The 21804-nt window shown below is 58.9% G+C and carries 17 protein-coding genes; 11 read left to right on the forward strand and 6 right to left on the reverse strand.

What is annotated here, in order from left to right:
- The first annotated feature begins 299 nt into the window (after positions 1 to 299).
- From RBA41_RS22630 to RBA41_RS22650, 5 genes are all read left to right on the forward strand, one after another.
- Positions 300 to 3587: a transglycosylase domain-containing protein gene (locus RBA41_RS22630; protein ID WP_306626504.1), complete on the forward strand. Its 3288-nt coding sequence runs from the start codon at positions 300 to 302 to the stop codon at positions 3585 to 3587.
- 92 nt (positions 3588 to 3679) lie between these two features.
- A complete protein-coding gene (locus RBA41_RS22635) occupies positions 3680 to 4123 on the forward strand; it encodes a hypothetical protein (protein ID WP_306626505.1) in 444 nt (147 codons plus the stop codon).
- A 64-nt stretch (positions 4124 to 4187) separates the two neighbouring features.
- Positions 4188 to 5507: a TAXI family TRAP transporter solute-binding subunit gene (locus RBA41_RS22640; RefSeq protein ID WP_306626506.1), complete on the forward strand. Its 1320-nt coding sequence runs from the start codon at positions 4188 to 4190 to the stop codon at positions 5505 to 5507.
- A 359-nt stretch (positions 5508 to 5866) separates the two neighbouring features.
- Positions 5867 to 6904: a DGQHR domain-containing protein gene (locus RBA41_RS22645; protein ID WP_306626507.1), complete on the forward strand. Its 1038-nt coding sequence runs from the start codon at positions 5867 to 5869 to the stop codon at positions 6902 to 6904.
- A complete protein-coding gene (locus RBA41_RS22650; RefSeq protein ID WP_306626508.1) occupies positions 6904 to 7674 on the forward strand; it encodes a HEPN domain-containing protein in 771 nt (256 codons plus the stop codon). Before RBA41_RS22645 ends, RBA41_RS22650 begins: the two co-directional genes overlap by 1 nt.
- A gap of 346 nt (positions 7675 to 8020) precedes the next feature.
- On the opposite strand, the gene RBA41_RS22655 is transcribed toward RBA41_RS22650, so the two are convergent.
- The gene (locus tag RBA41_RS22655; protein WP_306626509.1) at positions 8021 to 8818 is read right to left on the reverse strand and encodes an AbiJ-NTD4 domain-containing protein; all 798 of its coding nucleotides are present in this window, start codon (positions 8816 to 8818) and stop codon (positions 8021 to 8023) included.
- Between the two features lie 333 nt (positions 8819 to 9151).
- Positions 9152 to 9610 (reverse strand): rhodanese-like domain-containing protein, encoded by a 459-nt coding sequence (locus tag RBA41_RS22660; protein WP_306626510.1) that lies wholly within the window; start codon positions 9608 to 9610, stop codon positions 9152 to 9154.
- Positions 9611 to 9920: 310 nt separating this feature from the next.
- Between RBA41_RS22660 and glnA the strand changes: the two genes are divergently transcribed.
- The 5 genes from glnA (at position 9921) to corA (ending at position 15741) form a co-directional block, all read left to right on the forward strand.
- Positions 9921 to 11336: a type I glutamate--ammonia ligase gene (gene glnA / locus RBA41_RS22665; RefSeq protein WP_099874562.1), complete on the forward strand. Its 1416-nt coding sequence runs from the start codon at positions 9921 to 9923 to the stop codon at positions 11334 to 11336.
- Positions 11337 to 11530: 194 nt separating this feature from the next.
- The gene (locus RBA41_RS22670) at positions 11531 to 12031 is read left to right on the forward strand and encodes a DUF4124 domain-containing protein (protein ID WP_306626511.1); all 501 of its coding nucleotides are present in this window, start codon (positions 11531 to 11533) and stop codon (positions 12029 to 12031) included.
- Positions 12028 to 13137 carry a nitrogen regulation protein NR(II) gene (glnL, locus tag RBA41_RS22675; protein WP_306626512.1) on the forward strand — a complete coding sequence of 370 codons (1110 nt, stop codon included), beginning with the start codon at positions 12028 to 12030 and terminating at the stop codon, positions 13135 to 13137. Before RBA41_RS22670 ends, glnL begins: the two co-directional genes overlap by 4 nt.
- Before the next feature lie 68 nt (positions 13138 to 13205).
- Positions 13206 to 14699 carry a nitrogen regulation protein NR(I) gene (gene ntrC / locus RBA41_RS22680; protein WP_306626513.1) on the forward strand — a complete coding sequence of 498 codons (1494 nt, stop codon included), beginning with the start codon at positions 13206 to 13208 and terminating at the stop codon, positions 14697 to 14699.
- 76 nt (positions 14700 to 14775) lie between these two features.
- Positions 14776 to 15741, forward strand: coding sequence for a magnesium/cobalt transporter CorA (gene corA, locus RBA41_RS22685; protein ID WP_306626514.1), 966 nt, complete (start codon positions 14776 to 14778; stop codon positions 15739 to 15741).
- A 76-nt stretch (positions 15742 to 15817) separates the two neighbouring features.
- Here the strand turns inward: corA and RBA41_RS22690 are convergent, their stop codons facing one another.
- The 4 genes from RBA41_RS22690 to RBA41_RS22705 all read right to left on the reverse strand — a co-directional run bounded on the left by RBA41_RS22690 (position 15818) and on the right by RBA41_RS22705 (position 18887).
- Positions 15818 to 16456, reverse strand: a complete 639-nt coding sequence (locus RBA41_RS22690) for a hypothetical protein (protein WP_306626515.1) — start codon at positions 16454 to 16456, stop codon at positions 15818 to 15820.
- Entirely contained in the window at positions 16457 to 16648 is a 192-nt protein-coding gene (locus RBA41_RS22695; RefSeq protein WP_306626516.1) for a hypothetical protein, read from the reverse strand.
- A gap of 191 nt (positions 16649 to 16839) precedes the next feature.
- A complete protein-coding gene (locus RBA41_RS22700) occupies positions 16840 to 18474 on the reverse strand; it encodes an NAD(P)/FAD-dependent oxidoreductase (RefSeq protein ID WP_306626517.1) in 1635 nt (544 codons plus the stop codon).
- A 125-nt stretch (positions 18475 to 18599) separates the two neighbouring features.
- Entirely contained in the window at positions 18600 to 18887 is a 288-nt protein-coding gene (locus RBA41_RS22705) for a hypothetical protein (RefSeq protein ID WP_306626518.1), read from the reverse strand.
- A gap of 48 nt (positions 18888 to 18935) precedes the next feature.
- On the opposite strand from RBA41_RS22705, the gene RBA41_RS22710 reads away from it, so the two are divergent.
- Positions 18936 to 21698 (forward strand): TonB-dependent receptor, encoded by a 2763-nt coding sequence (locus tag RBA41_RS22710; protein WP_306626519.1) that lies wholly within the window; start codon positions 18936 to 18938, stop codon positions 21696 to 21698.
- Positions 21699 to 21804: the final 106 nt, after the last annotated feature.

Raw genomic sequence — 21804 nt, forward strand, 5'->3', positions numbered from 1 at the left:
GTGACGCCTTTTGTGGCAGTGCTTTTGCACGGCGCGCTGAGCCGTTGTTTTTTTGCGAAAAACAAACGGCCAGATCAAGTTTTCTTGAACATGCCTTCGCCACGGTCACCCGATGTGGTGGAATGGTGACCGTGCACCACTGCGATCTCGCGTGAGATTTGAGTGAGAATTTAACGAGTGAATTTTTAACACCACAGCAATGCGATTGACCACCCGATCACACGAAGCGACCCGTTGCACGATGGCGAAGGTTGATGCGGTGATTGCAGGGACGATTGATTTGAACCGGTTGAGCCATCATGGAAAGTAATCGTCGTTTTCGACGGCCCCGCATCGTCGCCAGCGCGGTGCGCAAATTGCGCGCCCGTGCGGCATTGATCCAACTCGGCCAGGTGCCGCCCGAGCCCGAGGACGGCACGGCAGCGCCGCACCCCCACCTTTCCCTCGTTCCCGACGGCGCCGCCGGCGCCTCCGACACGTACACCGACACCGATACTGACACCGATACCTTGCCCAATTCCGACACCGTAGCCGAAACCGATACCGAGCCGCAAGGCACCCCGCCACGCCGCCGCAGCCGCATCAAACTGGTCCTGTGGCTGCTGATACTGGTCTTGCTGGGCGCCGGCGTCTGGTGGGTGCTCGACGAAGTGCGCACCTCGTCGATGCAGGCCAGGTACTTTGCCGGCATCGCCAAAAAGATCAGCTACAAGGTCGAGAAGGGCCCGAGCACCAACATCCGCTTCCCGCACGACAGCCCGTACGACGAGCGGCTCGGCTATGCCAACATGCCCGACTACCTGGCCAAGCTCAAGTCGCGCGACTTCATGATCGATTCGCAGGCGCGCCTGTCGCCCAAGATGGTGGAGCTGGCCGACCATGGCCTGTTCGCGACCTACCGCGAAAAGACCAAGGTCGGCCTCGAAATCCTCGACTGCCGCAGCGAGCCGCTGTTTTTGGCGCGCTACCCGGAGCGTTTCTACGAAAAGTTCGACGATGCGCCGTCCTCGCTCGTCAAGAGCCTGCTGTTCATCGAAAACCGCGAACTGCTCGACCCGACCTACCCGAAACGCAATCCCGCCGTCGAGTGGGACCGCTTCAGCAAGGCCGTCTTCGACAAGTCGCTGCACGTGTTCAGCGGCGGCGACAAGCGCTCGGCCGGCGGCAGCACGCTGGCCACCCAGATCGAAAAATACCGCCATTCGCCGGACGGGCGCACCAACTCGCTGTCGGAAAAGGCGCGCCAGATGGTCTCGGCCACGCTGCGCGCCTACCAGTACGGCGAAGACACCACGCGCGCCCGGCGCCAGATCGTCATCGACTACCTCAATACGGTGCCGCTGTCGGCCAAACCCGGCTACGGTGAAGTGAACGGCATCGGCGACGGCATGTGGGTCTGGTACGGGGCCGATTTCGCGGCCATGAACAAGGTACTGAAAGAAGATCCGCAGTCGCCTGAAGCGGTGCTGGTGTACAAACAGGCGCTGTCGCTGATGATCGCCCAGCGCCGTCCGGCCCACTACCTGGGCGCCGGCGCCAACGACCTGGAAAACCTGACCAACACCCACTTGCGCGTGCTGGCCCAGGCCGGCGTGATCACGCCGCAGCTGCGCGACGCCGCGCTGGCCGTCAAGCTCGAACCTGCCAAGGGTTCCGGCGTGGCGCCGCCGGCGGCCAATGCCTTCGTCTCGCGCAAGGCTTCGAATGCGGTACGCACCCACCTGGCGGGATTGCTGGGCGACTCGCGCCTGTACAACCTGGACCGGCTCGACCTGTCGGTGGTCAGCACGCTCGACTCCGAAGCGCAGAAGGCCGTCACCGCCGTGCTGCGCAAGCTGCGCGACGCCGAATCGGCCCAGGAGGCCGGCCTGACCGGCAAGGGCATGCTGGGCAATGGCGACCCGGCCAACGTGGTCTACAGCTTCACGCTCATGGAACGCGGCGAGAAAGCCAACTACCTGCGCGTGCAGACCGATAACTACGACCAGCCGCTCGACATCAACGAAGGCGCCAAGCTCGATCTGGGCTCCACCGCCAAGCTGCGCACCCTGGTGACCTACATGGACATCATCGACCAGTTGTACCAGCGCTTCAACGGCATGAGCGCCGGGGAGCTGCGCAAGACGGTGGTCGATCCGAAGGACCGGCTCTCGCAGTGGGCCATCGAATACTTTTTGACGCTGCCGTCGGGCGCCGCGCGCGACCTGCCGGCCATGCTGGAAGCGGCGATCGAACGCAAGTACTCGGGCAGCCCGGCCGAAGGCTTCTTCACCGGCGGCGGCATGCACACCTTCGGCAACTTCAGCAAGCTCGATAACTCGCGCATCCTGAGCGTGCGCGAAGCGCTGCGCAGTTCGACCAACCTGGTGTTCGTGCGCCTGATGCGCGACGTGGTGCGCTACTACATGTTCCAGCTGCCCGGTTCCTCGGCGGCGCTGCTGGCCGACGCCGACGATCCGCGCCGCGCCGAATACCTGGCCCGCTTCGCCGACCGCGAAGGGCGCGAGTTCCTCGGCCGCTTCTATAACAAGTACAAGGGCAAGAACGCGGCCGACGCCGAAAAAGTGCTGCTGGCGAGCTTCCGTCCGACCCCGACCCGGCTGGCCACCGTGCACCGCACGATCGCCCCGAACGCGACGCTGGCCCAGTTCTCGGCCTTCGTGAAGGACAACCTGGTATCGGCCAACGAAGTGCCGGACGAGCGCATCGCGCGCATGTACGACCAGTACGCGCCGGCCAACATGTCGCTGGCCGACCGCGGCTACCTGGCCACCATCCACCCGCTCGAACTGTGGCTGGTCGGTTACTTCCGCGCCAATCCGAACGCCACTTACTCCGACATGGTGGCGGCCAGCGCCAAGCAGCGCCAGGAAGTCTATGCGTGGCTGTTCAACACGCACCGCAAGCATGCGCAGGACCGCCGCATTGCCGGGCTGCTGGAAGTCGAAGCGTTCCTGAAGATCCATGCGCAGTGGAAGAAGATGGGTTATCCGTTCGACTCGCTGGTGCCGTCGTACGCGACCACCTTGGGTGCGTCGGCCGACCGTCCGGCGTCGCTGGCCGAGATGATGGGCATTATCGTCAACAAGGGCGTGCGCAAGCCGGTGCAGCGCATCGACTCGCTGCATTTTGCCGCCGATACGCCGTATGAGACGCTGGTCAAGCAGGCCAAGAGCGCGCCGGGCGAGCAGATCCTGGCGCCGGAAGTGGCGCGCGCGGTGGCCGATGCGATTCGCGGCGTGGTGTCGGACGGTACCGCCAAGCGCGTCAAGACCGCCTTCAAGATGGCTGACGGCAGCATCATCGCCGTGGGCGGCAAGACCGGTACCGGCGACCAGCGCTTCGAGGTGTATGGCGGTGGTGGACGGCTGATCGAATCGCGTTACGTGAACCGCTCGGCGACGTTTGTCTTCAACATCGGCGAACGCTTTTTTGGGAGCATGACGGCGTATGTGCACGGACCGTCGTCGGCCGACTACGACTTCACCAGCGCCTTGCCGGTGCAGTTGCTGACGGTGCTGGCGCCCGCCCTGATGCCGATGATCGAGCCGCCGGCTGACAGCACGGCCAAGCAGTGCGTGCGTTGATGGCAGGGTTAGTACCTCCAGACTAAGAGCCGTCTTTCCCGCGCAGGCGGGAAAGACGGTTTTTTAGTTAACGGTATATCTCAGGTGCGACCATGATCTCCATGAATGACTTTTACACTGACCGGATTCTCTGGAAAGCACGCCAGCACGGGTTTCCCGGCGCAGCGTGCCATCTCGTCGCCGATATCGATGCCTCCTGGCGCGCACAGGTTTGCGCGCAAGCGCAGTGCACCGGCGACCCGGTCTTGCTGTTCTGGTCCGGCAGCAGCTTGTGGACCCTGTTGACGAACCGGGAAATCGTCTCCTGGAACGGCAAGACAATCAGCGGCATTCTTCTCGACAGCATTCAAAAGCGCATCAAACTCGAGCCGGTCGAGGGCACACAGGCTCAATCGAGCAAACTGTATTCACAGTACTTGCACCTTGGCCCCGCCGGAATAAGAATCTGGGCGCCGGCAGGCTCGCAGTTACTATCACTGTGGAACATCCTGGGCATGTTCCCGTTGATGCAGGGAGCGGAGCGCGGCCCGGACTGATTGCCCTTGCATGTTTGTGTGAATGTTGGCATCGTACCGAACCATGAAACCTTTGCAACGTGCGATGTCCAAAATCCGGAAGTTTACCCAGTTCTCGTTTCGCGACCTGGTAGCCACCGCCGGCCCCACCGTCCTCACCATCGCCGCGCTGTGCGTGCTCGCCTACTTCCTCGTCGATCCTTCGCCGCCGCGCAGCGTCACGCTCGGCACCGGCCAGGAAAACAGCGCCTACGAGGAATTCGGCAAAAAATACGCGGCCAGACTGGGCAAGCATGGCATCGCCGTCACCCTGCAGCGCTCCCTCGGTTCGCAGGACAACCTGCAGCACCTCAACGAAGGCAAGGTCGATATCGCTTTTGTGCAGAGCGGGTCGACCGAGCAGGCCGAAGCCCAGCGCAAGGGACTGGTATCGATCGGCAGCCTGTTCACCGAACCGGTCTGGCTGTTCCTGCGCGAGGACGCCAAGGTTACCCGGATCTCGCAGCTCAAGGGCTTGAAAATCAACCTCGGACCGGAAGGCAGCGGCGTACCCAAGCTGTTTCGCCAGGTGCTGGCATTGAACGGCGTCGAACCGGGCGACCTGACCATCGGCGCGCTGGAAAACACGCCGGGCACGGTGGAGCTGCTCGAAGGGCGCATCGATGGCCTCGTGTTCAGCTCCGGGCCGGATGCGCCGCTGGTGCAGATGCTGCTGCAAACGCCGGGCTTCAAACTGTTCGATTTCACGCAGGCCGAGGCGTACTCGCGGCGCTTGCCGTTCGTCTCGCACGTGGTGCTGCCGCGCGGGATTGTCGATGTCGGGCGCGACTTGCCGGCCCAGGACTATCACCTGATCGCCCCCACCGCGACCCTGGTGGCGCGCGAGGATTTGCATCCGGCGCTGATCGACCTGTACGTGCAGGCAGCGAGCGAGATTCATGGCGGGACCGGCTGGTTCCAGCAGCAGGGACAGTTCCCGTCGGCGCGCTATACCGAAATTCCCGTGGCGCGCGAAGCGGCCAAGTTCTACAAGGATGGCGCGCCGCTGCTGCAGCGCTACATGAGCTTCTGGCTGGCCAATTTTTTCGACCGAATGTGGGTCGTGGTGGTGGCGCTGGCCGCGTTGGTGCTGCCGCTGTCGAAGGTGGTGCCGCCCTTGTACGTGTGGCGGATTCGCTCGCGCGTGTACCGCTGGTACGGGCAGCTGCGCACGGTGGAACAGGAACTCGAAGCCGCCCAGGGACCGCAACGCGCGGAAGTATGCGCCGGGCTGTTAAAGCGGTTGGATGAGATCGAGGAAATGGTCAACCAGATTTCGATTCCGCTGGCGTTTGCCGATGGCTTGTACGGCCTGCGCAGCCATATCAATTTTGTGCGGCAGCGGGTGAAGAATGCAGTTGCATAACCACCTCATAAAGTCGTTTGCATGAACGCTTTTTTTGCAACTGGTTCGCCGTCGTCAAATTCACAGATTTATTGGTGGTAAAAAACAATCGGAAATTACTGTGAAAATTTTTTTTGATGTATCAATGATTCTCAAAAAATCCCGTAAATTTTCAAATACTTAATGATGAGCGTTAGCTGCGCTGGACACGATTATATTAGATTTTTTGTTCAGCCGACAACCTTTGCGCGCCGATGAAAACCGCGCCGAGCGGCGTTGAAGGAGTGAAATTCGCAAAATCCATCTTAAAGTATTTCTTTAAAGTTGGAGCTAAGTGAAGTACAATTTTTAAAATTTATCATTTATCCTAGGCGAAAAAAATGGCAAAGCAACAAGCAAATTTCATTGAAATAACTCAAGGAAAGAGGAGGTTTATTTTAACGAAAATGCAAGCTAATATTGTGACGAAAATTAGTTATGCAGCGACCCGTGGCCAAACGGACGAGGAAGGCGCAATTCAAAGAATTTTGAATCAGTCACGAATTGGCAGTATTAAGGATTTCACATTAGGCGGCGGCGACTATCCAAATGCAATAGTGCTGAATTGGATTAGCGATACCAATAAAATTGTGCGAGTAGATGGAAAGATTCAATTTAATGATGAGCGCGATTCTGCCCAAATTATTGATGGGCAGCATCGAGTCGCAGGAATTAAGGCAGCTATTGAGGAGAGAATTGAGATAGGCAAGCTTGAAGTTCCGGTGGTCATATATGACAATTTGAGTACAAAAGAATGTGCAGATATATTCTTGGCAATTAATACTGAGCAAAAGCCGGTGCCGCGTAGTCTAGTTTTTGATCTTTATGGAATCGCTAGTGAGGAACTCGTGGATCCTGCTGCGGTCCGTGCTAGAGATATTGCCATCTACTTGGATACTGAAAATAAATCTCCTTATTATGGGGAAATTAAATTTCCCGGCAACAAAACACGTAAAGGTGGAATTGCATTGTCCACGGCCGTTTCAGCGATAAAACCGCTTGTTGAAGAAAAAGGTGGATTTGAACAAATTGATATACATTCTTTAGAGTCGCAAAGTAAAATTATAATGAATCTTTTTTTTGCCTTGCAAATAAAGTATGGAGATAAGTGGGATGATAAATCAAATGCATTTATGTTTGCCGCGGGATTTATGGGGGCGCTGGAGTTCTTGAAACTTAAATTAATTCCATATTGCAATTTACAAAAATCCTTTGAAATTGCAACCATTGCGAATGCCATAAACCTTACCGAAAATTCCCTTATTCGCCAGGAAGAGCTTAAGGGATTTGGTGGCTCTGCTGCAACTAAGGAAGTATATGAGAGACTGATTGCGTCATTTAAGCCTAAACAAAAATTATCTGCAAAAATAAAAATATAATGCATTCCGCTCAGAAATATGTAAATCAACATCTTAAGCCAACGTTGTCGCAAAATATTAGTATCAAACATTTGGTACTTACAGCGGACCAAGCCACGAAATTGAGATTTGCTTTAGTGGAGGATGAATCTGACTATATTTTTTCGGCTTGCATTTCTATCGCGGATGCATTGCAGGCGCTTGAACGTTCAATCTTTACTTGGGCTACAGTTAAGCTCTACTATGCGATGTTCTATTTGACTCGAGCTTTATTAGCTTCGTATGGAATTGCTATTATCTACGAAAGTACAAAGGCTTTTATTATTCCATGTCAGCCCGGTTCAGTGCCGGTTAAGCGCGACGGGACCACTCATAAAGTCGTGCTGGAGACTTTTACTAAGCTTTACCCGAATAGTCCAATATCATCGCAGCTCATCGGGGCTGTGGCAGCATCGGATTGGCTTATGGCGAGGCGCGAGGAAGCGAACTACAAGAATTCCCGTTTTTCCGAGCCTGATCCACCTCCACACTTTCGATCGATTGTTGAAATCGGTGTCCGTAGATCACTTGCTGCTTATCTTAAAGACGAAACATATCTGTACGCATTCTCTGAAGCGCATGCAATGCTCGCGTTACCTGTTGAGGCATTGAAGTTGGCGGTTAAGCGCTTGCATACCACTCGTACCGGTCAAATTTTTTGCGATCAAGATTCCCGATACCTCTCAAGCCTCTTTTTTGATAAAGCCGGCCCATTTCCTGAGATGGCAAAGATGTTTGCCGGCAAACTTTAAGTATGTATTATTTTAATAATATAAACTAAGTTGTTAAATGAAGTGCCAATTAAATTTCCCCTTCGTTAGTGCCTCTGGAAATAAAAATTGTAACGAATACTTCTTCAGCATAAATTGAATTCATCAATAGCCTCCTTGATGAACATGATCAATAATTGCGCCCTAGGATTTTTTTGTAAAATTTTGCGAACATAGCGGATACTAAGAATACTAAAACTTCGCTACCCAAGTTGGAACTAAAAAATTACAAACTCTGTTACGGAATTATATTTGTTTATAGATCGCCAGTTCCTTCGGTCGAATGTAGTTCGTGGCGGTCGTGCTGGCGGCGCTAGTGATGGATGGGTTAAATAGATTTAAGGTAATTAACAAAGGCGCTGCAAGCGATTAGGAAAAACTTCGCATCATCAGCACCAACGCTTGCAGGTCCATTCATACCATGTCGAATACCTTCTGCATCACTAGTCCATCCGTAAAGAGCGTTGAAACCGTTTTTCAATGCTGGTGCAAGCCTTCCGTCTTTTTCAAGTTTGTTCAATGCCTTGCCCAGAGTTGCTTTTTCGTCCTGTGCAACGAGTTTAGCCATCGACTCTACAGCGGAAATTGACTCCTTTATAGAGTTTCTATAATCGGGTGTGTTTCGATTGGAAAGATGCAGTAAGGCTGCTTCAATGTGTTCGGAAGCAGGAGAGTAGGGGCCGCGGTCGTTTATGGCACGTTCTACCTCCGCGAGCTCTCCGGTTTCAGTTACTTGCGTTACTTGACCAGCCACCACCCTATATGCGGCTAACTCATCTTCTAGGACACGATTAATGTTGGTTTCGCTACATACCTTATTTTTCAAAAAAAACTCGATAAAATCAAATGTTTGATGCCAAGTTGACGCGAAAAACGATTGTCTTACCGCTGCCCATGCTGGTGCGTAATTCATGTCACCCATATAGCCGTTTCGAGCTGGAATGGTGTCGGTAGGCTTTTTAAAGAAATCGTGCCACATCAGAAACATCAATTTTGGAAGATGGTTGACCTCAACCGATGAATCTACAACGTTCCATAGCTTGTTGCGCAAACCTTCTGTCATTTGTTTCGGCTTCATGTTGGCAGGAATGGTTTGATGCCCGTTTCGCTGGCTAAAATTTAACATGAATTTCCCTGGAAAGAATAACTGCCAATCAAATTTGAATTGGGATTGCTAAATGGGATATTTATCAAAGCTGTTCGAGCGTATTTGAAATATCTAACCTGTGCGTCCGCAGGGCGTGGAAACCTAATTTCCTGGCGAGCGCCGGTAGAACATTATTTGTCCATCGGCCCATATTACTCCCACTTAGGAGGATCGACTGAACAAACGTAGTCGTTAAATTAGTAGCTACAATTTTTATAGGAAAACCAGAACTTGTTAAGTGGAGTTTAACTGGTTATTGGGTGACGTGATTCATCTAAGCTTGGATGGGGCAGACGACGATCAACTGCTACTTCAAGCCCCCAGCCAGGGCAATCCCGCCTTGCACCATCCACCCACCGTCTTGCGGTGTCCGTCCGCGTCCTTGTCGCCCTCGAAGCCTTCCAGAATATCGAACGACTGCGCATAGCCATTTTCTGTTGCCACCCGTGCGGCGTGGCGCGACCTGACGCCCGAGCGGCACAAAAACAGCAGCACTTCATCCTTCTGCGCCACCGCTTCCAACTGCTGCACGAAATCGGGATTCGGTGCGCCATCGGGCCAGGTGCTCCACTGCACCGCACAGTGCTGCTGCGCCGGAATGGCGACCTTGCCCACCCACGCGCGCTCGGCATCGGTGCGCACGTCGACCAGGCGCACGCGCGCCTCGCTTTGCAGCAGTTCCCACGCTTCCTGCGGCGTCACCGCTCCCGCATACGGTTGGCCGGGCGCGCGGGTGCGGGCGGCGGCAAGCAGGGTGTCGGCGTTACTCATGGCGTATTCCTCGGTCAAGTTTGCGATTATTATATGAGCGGCGCACCACGGCGCGGCATTTTTACCTTTTCGGTGCATGATGCATCAACTTGGTGCAATCCGAAAGATTCGCACCAAGGCGGTGCGCTCCCGATCAGGCGCCCGGCCCGGCGCCGCGGCAGGGACTCCGGAGTTTAGTGATATTTGGCAGCATTTTCAACGCTGCTATGCCATTCGGTCCGCATGGTCCGGCTGGCACGCTTTCTGCTATGATCCCTGTGAGTTTTGCCGCCGAGGTGGCAACCCCCCATTTATATTAGGAGAGATACGCATGGCAATGACGGCCGCAGAAGTCTTGGAAATGGTTAAAGAGAAGCACGTTCGCTTTGTGGACTTTCGCTTCGCCGACACGCGTGGCAAAGAGCAGCACGTAACGGTTCCGGTATCGCACTTCGATCTCGACAAATTTGAATCGGGCCACGCTTTCGACGGCTCGTCGATCGCCGGCTGGAAGGGCATCGAAGCGTCCGACATGCTGCTCATGCCAGACCCGAACACGGCCAACATCGATCCGTTCATGGAAGAAGTCACGCTGTTCATGCAGTGCGACGTCATCGAGCCGGCCGACGGCAAGGGCTACGACCGCGATCCGCGTTCGATCGCCAAGCGCGCCGAAGCCTACCTCAAGTCGACCGGCATCGGCGACACCGCCTACTTCGGCCCCGAGCCGGAATTCTTCATCTTCGACAGCGTGCGCTGGAAGATCGACATGTCGGGCTGCTTCGTCAAGATCGATTCGGATGAATCGTCGTGGGCGACCGATGCCAAGACCGAAGGCGGCAACAGCGGCCACCGTCCAACCGTCAAGGGCGGCTACTTCCCGGTGCCACCAGTCGATTCGTTCCAGGACATGCGCTCGGAAATGTGCCTGATCCTCGAAGAACTGGGCATCCCGGTCGAAGTGCACCACCACGAAGTGGCCGGCGCCGGCCAGAATGAAATCGGCACCAGGTTCTCGACCCTGGTCGAGCGCGCCGACTGGACCCAGAACCTGAAATACGTGGTCTGGAACGTGGCCCACAGCTATGGCAAGACCGCTACCTTCATGCCGAAACCGATCGTTGGCGACAACGGCTCGGGCATGCACGTGCACCAGTCGATCTGGAAAGACGGCAAGAACCTGTTCGCCGGCGACGGCTATGCCGGCCTGTCGGAAGATGCGCTGTTCTACATCGGCGGCATCATCAAGCACGCCAAGGCACTGAACGCGATCACCAACCCGGGCACCAACTCGTACAAGCGCCTCGTGCCAGGCTACGAAGCGCCGGTCAAGCTGGCTTACTCGGCCAAGAACCGTTCGGCTTCGATCCGCATCCCGCACGTGGCGAACCCGAAAGGCCGCCGCATCGAGACCCGCTTCCCGGATCCGCTGGCCAACGTGTACCTGTGCTTCGCCGCGCTGCTGATGGCTGGCCTGGACGGTATCGCCAACAAGATCCACCCGGGCGAAGCAGCGTCGAAAGACCTGTACCACCTGCCGCCGGAAGAAGACGCGCTGATCCCGACCGTGTGCGCCTCGCTCGAAGAAGCGCTCGATAACCTGAACAAGGACCGCGAGTTCCTGACGCGCGGTGGTGTTTTCAGCAACAGCATGATCGATGCCTACATCGAACTGAAAATGCAGGACGTGCAGCGCATGCGCATGACCACGCACCCGGCCGAGTTCGATATGTACTACTCGCTGTAATTGTTTTTAGTTGGCAACCATTGCCAACTTGCAGCATCTATGGCCGGGGAGACATCAAAACGTATCTCTCCGGTACAAAAACGCGAGGAAGGCCAAGGCTTTCCTCGCGTTTTTCATTGGATGTTGTATATTCGGTTGAATCTAATTACTCCACGGAATTCCGTGAAACAACGCTGATGCTTATGATAACGAGGATGTCCCGAATTCGCCCGCACCGACCGCTGCGTTCGCCTTTGCTGGCGCTGGTGCTGCTCGCCGGCCTCGGCGCGCAGCTGCCGGCCCGGGCCGACATCTATTTGTGCGTCGATGCCAGCGGGCGCAAGGAGTTGACCGACAACCCCAAGCCGGGCTGCAAGCAGCTCGATGTGCCCAACAATATCCCCGCTCCCTCGGGGCGCAAGAGCAGCGGTCCGGCCAAGCCGGTGACCACGCCGACCGATTTCCCCAAGGTGGGCGACAGCGAGCAGCGCGCGCGCGACGCCGACCGGCGCCAGATTCTCAACGACGAACTGCGCGCCGAAGAGAAGAAGCTGGCCGAACTCAAACGCGAATACAACAAGGGCGAGCCTGAACGCCAGGGCAACGAGAAGAACTACGCCAAGTACCAGGAGCGGGTCCAGTCGATGGCCGAGAACATCGCGCGCGCCGAGAAGAACATCGAAGCGCTGCGGCGCGAAATTTCAAACATTAAATGACCTCGGTCTTGACCCCGGTCTTGACCCCGGCCGCGCTTTCCGTGGCGCGGCGCGAGGCCCTGGCCGGCCTCGATCTGCTGGCGTCGGCCGTGCTGCTGGTCGACGCCGACGGCACCATCACCTTCGCCAACGCGGCCGCCGAGAACCTGCTGGAAAGCTCGCTCAGGGCCCTGCAACGCCAGCAGCTCCATACCCTGTTCCTCAACGCCGAGGAATTGCTCAATCTGTGCGCGCAGGCGCTGGCCCACAAATACTCCGACCTGCGCCAGGACCTGACCCTGGAGCGCAGCGGGCGCGAGCCGCTGCATGTGCACAGTATCGTCAGCGAGGCGGGCGAATCGGGCATCGTGATCGAGCTGCGCGAGAACGTCCAGCAGCTTAAACTGGACCGCGAAGAGCGCATCCTCGACCAGAGCCAGGTCAACAAGGAACTGGTGCGCAACCTGGCGCACGAGATCAAAAATCCCCTGGGCGGCATCCGCGGCGCGGCGCAGCTGCTCGAACTCGAACTGCCGGCGCGTCATCTGACCCAGCTGCGCGAGTATACGCAGGTGATCATCAAGGAAGCGGACCGCCTGCAAACCCTGGTCGACCGCCTGCTGGCGCCGCACCGGCGTCCGCATATCGTCGGCGACGTCAATATCCATGAAGTGTGCGAGCGCGTGCGCAGCCTGATCCTGGCCGAGTTCCCGGCCGGCTTAAGCATCCGGCGCGATTACGATGCGTCGATTCCCGAGTTCAGGGGCGACAAGGAACAGCTGATCCAGACCGTGCTCAATATCGCGCACAATGCCGCGCAGGCCCTGTCCGAGCGCATTGTGGCGGGCGACGCCGAGCTGGTTTTCAAGACCCGCGTGGCGCGCCAGGTCACCTTGGCCAAGGTGCGCTACGGGCTGGCATTAGACTTGCATATCATCGACAATGGACCGGGCATCCCGCCGCAGATCCGCGACCGCATTTTCTATCCCCTGGTATCGGGACGGGAGGGCGGCAGCGGCCTGGGGCTGACACTGGCGCAGACCTTCGTGCAGCAGCACATGGGTGTGATCGAGTGCGAGAGCCGGCCTGGATTTACGGATTTCAGGATCCTGTTGCCGCTGCCATAAGCCGCGCATCAGCCCCGGATTCCGGGTCCCATCAATTGAAGATCCATATTGCGGGGAAGCGCGAACACATGAAACCAATCTGGATAGTCGACGACGACGCCTCCATCCGCTGGGTGCTTGAAAAAGCCCTGGCGCGCGAGAACCTCGCGACCAAGAGCTTTTCCAACGCGCGCGATGCGATGGCCGCGCTCGAATTCGATACGCCGCAAGTGCTGGTGTCCGACATCCGCATGCCGGGCGAGTCGGGGCTGGACCTGCTGCAAACGGTCAAGGCCACCTATCCCGGCCTGCCGGTGATTATCATCACGGCGTTTTCCGATCTCGATTCGGCGGTTGCGGCCTTCCAGGGCGGCGCCTTCGAGTACCTGGCCAAGCCGTTCGATATCGACAAGGCGGTGGAACTGATCCGGCGCGCGCTGGAAGAAAGCCTGCGCGAGACCAGCATCGAATCCGGTCCCACCGACACGCCCGAAATCCTGGGCCAGGCGCCGGCCATGCAGGAAGTGTTTCGCGCCATCGGGCGCTTGTCGCAGTCGAATGTGACGGTGCTGATCACGGGCGAATCGGGTACCGGCAAGGAGCTGGTCGCGCGCGCGCTGCACAAGCACAGCCCGCGCGCGCAGCAGCCCTTCATCGCCTTGAATACGGCGGCGATCCCGAAGGATTTGCTCGAATCGGAACTGTTCGGCCACGAGCGCGGCGCCTTCACGGGCGCCCAGACCACGCGGCGCGGCCGCTTCGAGCAGGCCGAAAACGGCACCCTGTTTTTGGATGAAATCGGCGACATGCCGTTCGACCTGCAAACGCGCCTGCTGCGGGTGCTCTCGGACGGCCACTTTTACCGGGTCGGCGGGCACCAGCCGATGAAGGCCAATGTGCGCGTCATCACGGCCACCCACCAGAACCTGGAACAGCGCGTGCGCGACGGCCTGTTTCGCGAAGACTTGTACCACCGCCTGAACGTGATCCGCCTGCGCCTGCCCAGTTTGCGGGAGCGGCGCGAGGATATCCCCCTTTTGGTGCGCCACTTCCTGGTGCAGAGCGCGCGCCAGCTCGGCGTGGAGGCCAAGCGCATGAGCGATCCGGCGCTGCATTTTCTGACCGGGCTCGATTTGCCGGGCAATGTGCGCCAGCTGGAAAACCTGTGCAACTGGATCACCGTGATGGCGCCCGGGCAGACGGTGGACGTGAAGGACATGCCGCTCGAACTGACGCAGGAAGGCGGCGCCGAAACGGCGCTGCCGCCGGCCATGGGCGACAGTGCGGCGCCGCCGGCCAACGGCCAGGCCGGCATCGTCGCGGGCGGCGCCGGCATGGCGGCGCTGGGCGCGGCCGGCGGCTGGATTGGCTTGCTGGAGCTGCAGGCGGCCAGCATGCTGGCGGCCGGGCAGTCGGAGGTGATGGATGTATTGGGACGGCAGTTCGAGTCGGCGCTGATCAAGACGGCGCTCAAGCACACGCACGGGCGCAAGAACGATGCCGCGGTGCGCCTTGGGATCGGGCGCAACACCATCACCCGCAAGATCGCCGAACTGGGGATCGATGGCGCCAAGGACGAGTAGGGCGGCGGCGGGGGGCGTGCTCACGTCCAGCGGCGGCATGGTGTAAGCTTCTGTCCAATTTATTGTTGGAACCACCATGCTGATCAACTGCGTCGCCTACCAGGAAGGCAAAAAGCTGTCCGACATTTCCGTCGAAGCCATCAGCGACTACCTTCAAAAACCCGACTGCTTCGTGTGGGTGGCCCTGAAGGACGCCCAGCCGGACGAACTGGCCATCATGCAGCACGAATTCGGCCTGCACGAACTGGCGGTGGAAGACGCGCTGCGCGGCCACCAGCGCCCCAAGATCGAGGAGTACGGCGATTCGCTGTTCGTGGTCGTGCAAACGGTCGAAATCGATGGCGATGAGCTGAGCATGGGCCAGGTGGCCATGTTCGTCGGCGACAATTACGTGCTCTCGGTGCGCAACAATGTCATGCGCGGTTTTCTCGGCGTGCGCGCGCGCGCCGAACGCGAACCGCACCTGCTGGCCAAGGGTTCGTCGTTCGTGCTCTATGCGCTGATGGATGCGGTGGTCGACCGCTATTTCCCGGTGGTCGATGCGCTCGAAACGGAACTCGAAACGATCGAGGACCGGATTTTTATCCGTGGCTCGCAGCGCACCAACATCGAACGTCTGTATGAACTCAAGCGCAAGGTGCTGGTGCTGCGCCACGCGGTCACGCCGCTGCTCGACGCCATCGGCAAGCTGCATGGCGGGCGGGTGCCGTCGTTCTGCCGCGACACGCAGGAGTACTTCCGCGATGTGCACGATCACCTGCAGCGCATCAACGGCGCGCTCGATACCATCCGCGACACCATCGGCACGGCGATCCAGGTCAACCTGTCGATGGTGGCCATCGACGATGGCGAAGTCAATAAACGGCTGGCCGCATGGGCCGCGATCTTCGCCGTGTTTACGGCGTTCGCCGGGGTGTGGGGGATGAACTTCGACTTCATGCCGGAGCTGAAATGGAAGTACGGCTACGCCGTTGCGATCAGCGCGATGGTCAGCGTGTGCGTCTACCTGTACTACCGTTTCCGGAAATCCGGCTGGCTGTAGGTGTTCTGACCGCTTGTTCAGAGGCAGGGCAAGTTCTGGTTGGCGGCCGAGATATCTTTCCGAAGGCTATGCCAGCTCATTTGGCCGGTTCAGGCTCGATGATGTCCGGGCGAGGCGGCTGAGTGACCTTGGGAGCGGGCGTTTCAGTCGTCACTGGTATGTTCGCAATTTTTTGTACGTTAGCGTTGAACTTTGCCAGTGCTTGGTAGCCACCTAAAAGAGCGCCGATGACAATGATGGTCAACATGTTGACGCCTAAATTCCCGACGATGTCACCAAACCATGCGCCCAGGCTCTTTTTACTCTTGAGTTCAAGGAGCACCGCTGACACATTCTGGTTCAGGACGCTTTCGCGTATCTCATCTTCAAATTCGCGCATTCGTTGGGCAAGTCCGGAATGAAGGAACGCATTCGCAAGCTGCTGCGCGTGCGCGCGATACGCCCGTATTTTTGCAGGCTCGCAAGTTTGCGTATGAAAGACTTTGAGTTCGTCGGGGGTGGGGACGCGCCCGTGTGCGGATTGGGTTGCTTCAATGAAAGCGATTTTGTCCCGCTTGTAGAGGACATAGGCGATCGCTCCGACAGCATCGTCGGGATCGTTGACCAGTTCTTTGTAGATCCAGTTGTAGGGCGAAGTGGCAGGGAGGGCTCCGGAAGAGGGAGAAGCGGGTGCCGGAGGAGTGGCAGGCGCAGGCGGAACCGGCGCCGCTGTCATTCAGATCCCGCCGACGACGCGACGCGCTTCAGCGAAAGCACGATTGATTTCGTCCGGGGTGAAGCTCGACTGGCGAAGCAGTCTTTTGGAGGCCGGCGAGAGGCCGGCTGGTACCTTGTCTTTGCGGGCAATGAGGTCGTTGTTAGCCTGGCGCACGTCGTCGGATGTAAAAAGCTTCAACACTGGCTTCATATTCCCTCCCTGGTCGAACCACGTTTGTGATTTTATCCGAATTGGCCCAAGCGCCAACCCCCGGTCATGACTTGACGTTGATCCGCGTCATATTGCGAAACGATTGACCAGCTACTAAGCACGAGATGTCGCTTGCACCGCAAGACGCTGAAGTTTGGCGGCGTTCGCATGATTATCTGCGCCTGCCTTGCCTACCCCGCCATCGACAGCGCCACCGCTTCCGCCACCTTGATCCCGTCGACCGCCGCCGACAAAATCCCGCCCGCGTAGCCGGCGCCTTCGCCAGCCGGGAACAGGCCGCGCGTGTTCAGGCTTTGCAGGTTGTCGTCGCGGCGCTTGATGCGGATCGGCGACGAGGTGCGCGTTTCCACGCCGGTCAGCACCGCGTCTTCCTGGTAGTAGCCGCGAATCTGCTTGTCGAACGCCGGGAAGGCTTCGCGCATGGCGATGATGGCGTAGTCGGGCAGGGCGGTGCCCAGGTCGGTCAGGTGCACCGCCGGCTTGAACGACGGAACCACCGAACCGAAGGCGGTCGAGGCGCGTCCCTTGACGAAGTCGCCCATCAGCTGCCCCGGCGCGTCGTAGGTGCCGCCGCCGAGCGCGAACGCGCCTTCTTCCAGGCGGCGCTGGAGCGCGATGCCGGCCAGCGGGTGGCCCGGGTTGTCGACATAGTCGGCCGGCGTGATGCCCACCACGATGGCGCTGTTGGCATTGCGCTCGTTGCGCGAATACTGGCTCATGCCGTTGGTGACCACGCGCCCCGGCTCGGAGGCGGCGGCGACCACCGTGCCGCCCGGGCACATGCAGAAGCTGTACACCGAGCGGCCGTTGGCGGCGTGGTGCACCAGTTTATAGTCGGCCGCGCCGAGGATCTTGTTGCCGGCGTTCGGACCGAATCGGCAGGCGTCGATCAGCGACTGCGGGTGCTCGACCCGAAAGCCCACCGAAAACGGCTTCGCTTCAATATAGACGCCGCGCTCGTAGAGCATCTCGAAGGTGTCGCGCGCGCTGTGGCCGATGGCCAGCACCACGTGGCGCGTGGGGATATGCTCGCCGCTGGCCAGGGTGATGCCGCGGATCTGGCGCGCCTCGCCCTCTCCCTCCACCTCGATATCGGTCACCTTGCTCTCGAAGCGGTATTCGCCGCCCAGCGCGGAGATGTTCTCGCGCATCTGTTCGACCATCTTGACCAGGCGGAAGGTGCCGATGTGCGGTTTGCTCACGTACATGATCTCGTCCGGCGCGCCGGCCTTGACGAATTCGGTCAGCACCTTGCGGCCGTAGTGCTTGGGATCCTTGATCTGGCTGTACAGCTTGCCGTCGGAAAAGGTGCCGGCCCCGCCTTCGCCGTACTGGACGTTCGATTCCGGATTGAGCTCGCGCTTGCGCCAGAAACCGAAGGTGTCGACGGTGCGCTCGCGCACCACCTTGCCGCGTTCGAGGATCAGCGGGCGCAGGCCCATCTGGGCCAGGATCAGCGCCGCGAACAGCCCGCACGGGCCGGTGCCGATCACGACCGGGCGCTCGTTGCGGTCGTGGCCCTGCAGCTGCTCGCCGCCGGCGACGAAGGTGTAGCCGGTGTCGGGCGCGGGCAGCACATGGGCGTCGTGCTGCAGGCGCGCCAGCACGGCCGCTTCGTCGCGCAGTTCGGCATCGATGGCATAGATCAGCACGATGGCGCTGCGCTTTCTCGCGTCGTAGCTGCGCTTGAACACACTGAACCCGAGCAGGTCGGCGCCGGCAATGCCCAGGCGCGCCAGGATTGCCTCGCGCAGGTCGGCGTCGGCATGGTCGAGCGGGAGTTTGAGTTCGTTAATTCGCAGCATAGGAGTCGTTCGTGGTTCAGGGTGGGGAAAGCAAGGCAGGGCGCTATTTTACCGGCTGCATCGCCGGATGGGCGAATCGGGGCGCCTGCGCACGGAATTTTCGACCTCAAGGTGTTGCTGCGCGACTAGTAAAGTGTAGTTGGGAAAATTTGTTGCAAAACAGACTCATTCATTATTTTAATTTTGCAGCAACGCACCATATTTCGTTCGGCATATTTATGTAAAGAAAGAATTTTCGCTGTAGTCGCTGGGAAAAGTGCAAATCGGCTGGTTTTGGCCGCCATTTTTTTGTCGCTGACCGGATAATGCCCGTTGCAGAAATGATGCGACGCCCCAGCGTGCGCGCCGCTGCCGGGTGATGTCGAACCCGGTAACGTGCCAGCGCCGCCGGGACCCGAAAGGCTGTCGTGCAAGCAAGCTGCTGTAGTGTCGTTATCCTCATCCTAAACGGAGTTCTAAAAATGATGTTTCAAGAGAAGATTGGCGTACGTTCCGTTCGCCTCGCCCTCGGCCTGTTAGCCGGTTTCGTCGCCGGCCAAGCACTGGCTCAGGATGCTCCTATCCAGCGCGTTGAGATCACCGGTTCGAGCATCAAGCGAATCGTGAAAGAAGGCGCACTGCCAGTTCAGGTGGTGTCGAAGGAAGTGATCGCCCGTTCCGGCGCGACCACTGTTGCCGACCTGATCCAGAAACTGCCAGCGATGCAGGGTTTCACGATTGAAGCGATTGCGGCCGGTACCAACTCGGGTGGCCGCTCCACCGCGTCGATCCACGGCCTGGGCGGCACTTACACCCTGGTCCTGCTGAACGGCCGCCGCATGGCGCCTTTCCAGGACAGCGGCAGCTCGGTCAACCTGAACTCGATTCCGATGAGCGCGGTCGAGCGCGTCGAAGTGCTGAGCGACGGCGCCTCCGCCCTGTACGGCGCCGACGCCATCGCCGGCGTCATCAACTTCATCCTCAAGAAAAACTACCGCGGCCTGACCCTGGACGCGGGCGTAACGGTACCGACCAACCCGGGCGGCAAGAGCGCCAACGCTGGCTTCACCTGGGGCTTCGGCGACCTGGAAACGAACCGCTTCAACCTGTTGATGACCTACCGTCACGACGAGCAGAAAAAAGTCAAGGCGACCGATCGCGAGTTCAGCAAGACGTCGTACATTCCCCTGGGCCACGACGGCCAGAGCTATATCTACGACCGCACCTCGACCTCGGGTACCGCATCGAACGTGAACGTCGCGTTCAAGAATCCGAAATCTGCCCAGATCGGCTTTAACCCGTACAGGAAAGTCAACGGCGCATGCCCGACCGGCTTCTTCGACTACCTGTCGAACACCTCCACCACCGAGTACTGCGCCGTCGACAGCGCCTCGACCGTGGAAACCGTGCCTGAATCGAAGCGCGACACCCTGTTCACCTCGTTCCGCTTCAAGTTCAGCGACAACCTGACCGGCTTTGCCGACCTGGCACTGGGCCGCTTCGACCTGACGGCGCGTATCGCCGCCAACCCGGTCAGCGTGGCCGTGCCGATCGGTTCGCCAGTCTACAACCAGTACGTCGCACCGTACCTGAGCGCCGATCAGCGCGCCGATGTCAAGACCGCCACCGCGACCTACCGCGCGACCGAATTCGGCACCCGCGACAGCCGCACCGTCACCGACGTCGGTCACTTGGTCGTTGGCCTGGAAGCGAATGCCGCAGGCTGGGACATGAACACGGGCGCCACGTACTCGAAGTACCAGCTCGACGAGCGTTACACCGGCGGCTACCTGTTGAACAAGGAATTCCGCAACCTGATCGGCGGCACCAGCTTCAATCCATTCCTGCCGGCCGGTTCGCCATCGTCGCCAACGGCTGAACAGATCAAGGGTTCGGTTTTCCACGGTTCGATCCGTGAAGCGTATTCGGTCCTGCGCGGCGTCGACCTGCGCGCATCGCGCGAACTGTTCAACCTGCCAGGCGGCGCCAGCAGCATCGGCCTGGGCGGCGACTACCGCGAACTGCACCAGGTGCAGACCGCCTCGGCCGCGGCCAAGGACGGCACCATCTACGGTTTCACCGCGCCAAACCAATTCGACTACACCCGTGACTCCGCCGGTGCCTTCGCCGAAATGGCGCTGCCGCTGATGAAGAACCTGGAAGTGACGACCGCCATCCGCTACGACCGTTATTCGGGCGTGGAGGACAAGATCGCCAAGCGCACCAAGGGTGAAACCCAGAGCGCCAGCACCTACAAGATCAGCGCGCGCTACACCCCGACCACGGCCCTGCTGCTGCGCGGTTCGTACGGTACGGGTTTCCGCGTCGCCGACCAGAACGACATCGCCAACACCCTGGTGTCCGCCGGCGTCACGGCCGCACCGTATGCTTGCCCGGCAGACCTGGTAGCGATCGATGCGACCCTGTGCCGTCCGGGCGTGAACCAGTACAACTCGTACAACGGTGGTAACGAAAAACTGCGTCCGGAAGAATCGAAGCAGTTCACCCTGGGCTTCCGCCTCGAGCCATCGTCGAGCGTGACGTTCGGCGCCGACCTGTGGGACATCAAGATGACCAACCAGGTGTCGAACGTTGGCGAAATCCAGGCGTTTGCCAATCCAGCCAAGTACCGCCAGCTGTTTACCGAGTTCGCCGATCCAGCGACCGGTATCAAGACCTGGGCCTTCATCCGCGCCCCGATCAACATCGGCAAAGCGCACAACCGCGGTATCGACTGGGATCTGACCGTCGGCGAGAAGTATTCGTTCGGCAAAATGACCCTGAACGTCAATGGTACCCACATGCTCAAGGCCAGCTACACCATTCCGGGTTCGGACACCGAGTGGACCGACAGCATGGATAAATACGGCATCGACAATCAAGTCACCTTCCGCGATATCGTCAAGTTCGGCGCTACCCTGGAAACCGGCCCGATGACCAATGCGCTGACGTTGAACTACCGCAATGGTTACACCGACCAGGCCGCTAGCTTGTACAACGTGGCGACCAAGGCCCCTGCCGTCAGCCAGATCCGTCTGCAAGTGCCTTCGTACAGCACCGTCGACTACCAGGGTAAGTTTGCGATCAGCAAAATGTGGGAAGTTCGCGGCGGTATCAAGAACCTGATGGACAAAGAACCACCACTGACCCTGCGCACGTCGTCGGGCCACCAGGTTGGTTACGATGCGCGTTACGCGGACACGATGGGCCGCACCGTCTACCTCAACACCAGCTACAAGTTCTAAGCAGCTGATACGACGTAAGTCATCATGAAAGGCGCGTTGCTTCGGCAACGCGCCTTTTTTCCGTCTGGAGGGGGAGAGGGAAGAACTGGCGTGCCGGGGCGTGGCG

Origin of the sequence: Massilia scottii, from assembly GCF_030846495.1 — a bacterium.
Lineage (GTDB): Bacteria > Pseudomonadota > Gammaproteobacteria > Burkholderiales > Burkholderiaceae_D > Telluria_A > Telluria_A violaceinigra.

Bases quoted from the DNA above. Each gene is read 5' to 3' on its own strand.
- RBA41_RS22650 (WP_306626508.1), top strand. From the start codon at position 6,904: ATGCATTCCGCTCAGAAATATGTAAATCAACATCTTAAGCCAACGTTG.
- RBA41_RS22635 (WP_306626505.1), top strand. From the start codon at position 3,680: ATGATCTCCATGAATGACTTTTACACTGACCGGATTCTCTGGAAAGCA.
- glnL (WP_306626512.1), top strand. From the start codon at position 12,028: ATGACCTCGGTCTTGACCCCGGTCTTGACCCCGGCCGCGCTTTCCGTG.
- RBA41_RS22690 (WP_306626515.1), bottom strand. From the start codon at position 16,456: ATGACAGCGGCGCCGGTTCCGCCTGCGCCTGCCACTCCTCCGGCACCC.
- RBA41_RS22670 (WP_306626511.1), top strand. From the start codon at position 11,531: ATGTCCCGAATTCGCCCGCACCGACCGCTGCGTTCGCCTTTGCTGGCG.
- RBA41_RS22695 (WP_306626516.1), bottom strand. From the start codon at position 16,648: ATGAAGCCAGTGTTGAAGCTTTTTACATCCGACGACGTGCGCCAGGCT.
- RBA41_RS22630 (WP_306626504.1), top strand. From the start codon at position 300: ATGGAAAGTAATCGTCGTTTTCGACGGCCCCGCATCGTCGCCAGCGCG.
- RBA41_RS22700 (WP_306626517.1), bottom strand. From the start codon at position 18,474: ATGCTGCGAATTAACGAACTCAAACTCCCGCTCGACCATGCCGACGCC.
- RBA41_RS22645 (WP_306626507.1), top strand. From the start codon at position 5,867: ATGGCAAAGCAACAAGCAAATTTCATTGAAATAACTCAAGGAAAGAGG.
- RBA41_RS22710 (WP_306626519.1), top strand. From the start codon at position 18,936: ATGATGTTTCAAGAGAAGATTGGCGTACGTTCCGTTCGCCTCGCCCTC.
- RBA41_RS22655 (WP_306626509.1), bottom strand. From the start codon at position 8,818: ATGTTAAATTTTAGCCAGCGAAACGGGCATCAAACCATTCCTGCCAAC.
- RBA41_RS22660 (WP_306626510.1), bottom strand. From the start codon at position 9,610: ATGAGTAACGCCGACACCCTGCTTGCCGCCGCCCGCACCCGCGCGCCC.
- ntrC (WP_306626513.1), top strand. From the start codon at position 13,206: ATGAAACCAATCTGGATAGTCGACGACGACGCCTCCATCCGCTGGGTG.
- RBA41_RS22640 (WP_306626506.1), top strand. From the start codon at position 4,188: ATGTCCAAAATCCGGAAGTTTACCCAGTTCTCGTTTCGCGACCTGGTA.
- glnA (WP_099874562.1), top strand. From the start codon at position 9,921: ATGGCAATGACGGCCGCAGAAGTCTTGGAAATGGTTAAAGAGAAGCAC.
- corA (WP_306626514.1), top strand. From the start codon at position 14,776: ATGCTGATCAACTGCGTCGCCTACCAGGAAGGCAAAAAGCTGTCCGAC.